At 46.4% G+C, this 2,619-nt stretch carries 3 protein-coding genes; all 3 read right to left on the bottom strand.

What is annotated here, in order from left to right:
• Positions 1 to 569 precede the first annotated feature (569 nt).
• Positions 570 to 1,373, bottom strand: a complete 804-nt coding sequence (locus ACN4EG_RS27540; protein ID WP_431633484.1) for a hypothetical protein — start codon at positions 1,371 to 1,373, stop codon at positions 570 to 572.
• Positions 1,363 to 1,845, bottom strand: coding sequence for a hypothetical protein (locus ACN4EG_RS27545; protein ID WP_431633485.1), 483 nt, complete (start codon positions 1,843 to 1,845; stop codon positions 1,363 to 1,365). The genes ACN4EG_RS27540 and ACN4EG_RS27545 overlap by 11 nt, the downstream gene beginning before the upstream one ends.
• A 79-nt stretch (positions 1,846 to 1,924) precedes the next feature.
• The gene (locus ACN4EG_RS27550; RefSeq protein WP_431633486.1) at positions 1,925 to 2,452 is read right to left on the bottom strand and encodes a hypothetical protein; all 528 of its coding nucleotides are present in this window, start codon (positions 2,450 to 2,452) and stop codon (positions 1,925 to 1,927) included.
• Positions 2,453 to 2,619: the final 167 nt, after the last annotated feature.

Below are 2,619 nucleotides of genomic sequence, written 5' to 3' on the forward strand. Positions count from 1 at the left end.
CTCACAGTCTATGCAAATCGTCTGTATACAGAGCTACTCTTTAAGATGCGCTTACCCTGGCTTTCCCTTCATTTGAATTAGGTTCATTTGATTATTTAGATTATGCTCAACAAGAACTAATTCATAGCTCTGAAATGAGTAAAATTAACTGCGTTAGCCACCTCAAGCGTGCGATGGAGTGCGAGATAGATATATTTCTAAGCGTGCTTAACTTGGAGAACCAAGTTAAACCCTTCAACTTTCCAACAAAGATTAGTTGGATAGAGTCGATGGGTATATTCAACTCGCGTTCTCTGAGTAAACTAAATCGAATTAGAAATAAAGTAGAGCATGAATACTCGGTTCCGAATATTGATGATCTAGAAATTTACTTTGAGCTTGTGAATGGTTTTGTTCACACTATTGAAAGTTGTATTTTCATGCTATCTATCTATGGTGGAGAAATGAAATGGCTACCATATGATATATCAACGTGTAATATTGTTTTGAACGTGGGCTACTCATTTTTGAACCCATCAATTGATTATGATTTCATGTTTGATTATGATGGCAAAGGAATAGTTCTAGTTCTAATCAAGTTTGTGTTTGTTAGGTTTCGCCGTTCCACGGCCATTGCAGGAAGAAGCAATCAGGAAGTTGCGTAACCAGTTATCGTGATAGCGAAAGCCATTGAGGTCTTCAAAGGGAGACATCGAATGCGGCTCCATCGCCTGAACTTTGCGGCTGTAGGGATGGAAGTTCCACAGCAACGCCATCGCTCGTAATCCTTGCCTTGCAGCTTCTAGTGTGCCATGAAAATATTGCATGGCATACAAAATACGGTCTTGATAATTCATCAAACGATCCACTTGATTGCTGGTGCGATAGGCATCTGGCAGATCAAAGGTGACCTTTAGTTGAGGGGCTTTGTTAGGCAAGTTCATCAGTTTCTGTCTGGCTTTATCGGGCAAGTGGTGTTCCGGGCGCTTTGCCCATTCCACCAAGTGACGCAAGCGTTGAGCAAATTGCCGACGAGTGTCACTGGTATAGAGATGCCAGAGTTTGTCGGTGACCATTTGGAACACTCCGGAAGTACGACGGCACAGTTGTTGTACACCCAGCACGATATGCAGAAAACACAGCACGATAGTCGTGCCTGGAAATAGGAGGTTCCAAGCCTGTTGAGTCGCCTCCCAGCCATCGGTGTTGACACTCTCAGGGCAATACTCTGGGCTGCTCTGATGGGCTTCGAGTTGAAACTCTCCGTAGGCTTGCTCCAATGCTTCTGCGTCCGCCCGTTGAGCCAAACCCACGCCTAAAAAACACCCCACTGCGGCGGTCACTGCAATATACACCCGGTCTCCACACCACCAGCTATGCTTTTCATCGGCCACCAGGTGAGGGGGGGATGGCGTCGGGGTCTTTCACGGTACTCCCGACAATCGATGCGCGTCCTAAGGCTTGGGTGGCATGATACCAGTACATTGCCGAGTGTCCCAAGACATGAGCGATCCCCTCGTAGGGAACCCCATAGCGCCTCAAATACAACCCTTTTTCCACCTCTGCGGTTGCCCCAATCATGTAGGGCATCACGGTATCGGGTCGCAGTTGATAGGCTTCGCCATTAAATTTCAGCCGAATTCGACGGGTCTTTAGATGTAACTTGCCCGATTCCACAAATCCATGAAAGCAATACCCCTGCTCGATGCCCTGGGGAAAGATTTCGGGATGGGTATCAATCATTTGGTCGAGGTAAGCCCGGAAGGCTTTGGTATCGTCCACCAACTCGTCGTAATCAGTACCTTCAGTCAATGGCAGACAAATAGTTTTGTCACCCGCAATGCCCCGTTTCTTGCGCTCTGTCATAGAGGCTATCCTCCACAGTGCTTACCTTTAGCATAGGAGTTTTCTCTGGCGAGGAGGCATCTCGTCACAAAACACAAACTTATTGAGAATCAGAAATCTTCTCTTCTGGAATGAGTCGATCTTCATGGCTGGTGAGATAATCCTGCAAACTCTCAAATCCGGTTTCCACTAAACACCCCAACACCTCCGTCACAAAGTCCGGCGCACCTGCTATAACCATGTAGTTAAGTTGAGTCAAGAAAATCAGCCAATCAGGTTTTCCTGCAAAAAGTACACATAAAGAACCTGGTACAAGCTTGAGAATACACTCTTGGACTCCGGCTAAAGTTGCAGGAATGGCAAAACCAGGAGGTTCGTTTTTAAATACTTCCCAGTAGAGCGCTTTGAATTCGGAATAGCCACGACGAGCCAACGCTTGAGTAAATCGCTCTTTATAGTCTTCACCTCCCCTAAAATCATTGAATGGTAGGGAAGCCACCCATCCTCGCTGTTTGACAAAGAGAAGCTTGTCGCTATATATGCCAAGCATGACTCGACTAATCTGCTCGTGATACTCAATTAGGGTCTCAGTATCGGTAATGGGCTGCATCCATTGGTAGTTGATCATACTCTCACGCAGGGACTACTGGAATGATAATGTTTACTTGTCGCTGGTTGAGGTCATTCCAATTGAGCAGGTCACTGACGGATTTGCTCCATTGGCCGTTGTTGCCTTTCCAGTCTTGGGGCGCTTGGTTGTCGAGTTGGTAGATGATGTTGGCTAAACCCACCCCT

The sequence above is a fragment of the Alkalinema pantanalense CENA528 genome (assembly GCF_050753345.1).
Lineage (GTDB): Bacteria > Cyanobacteriota > Cyanobacteriia > Leptolyngbyales > Leptolyngbyaceae > Alkalinema > Alkalinema pantanalense.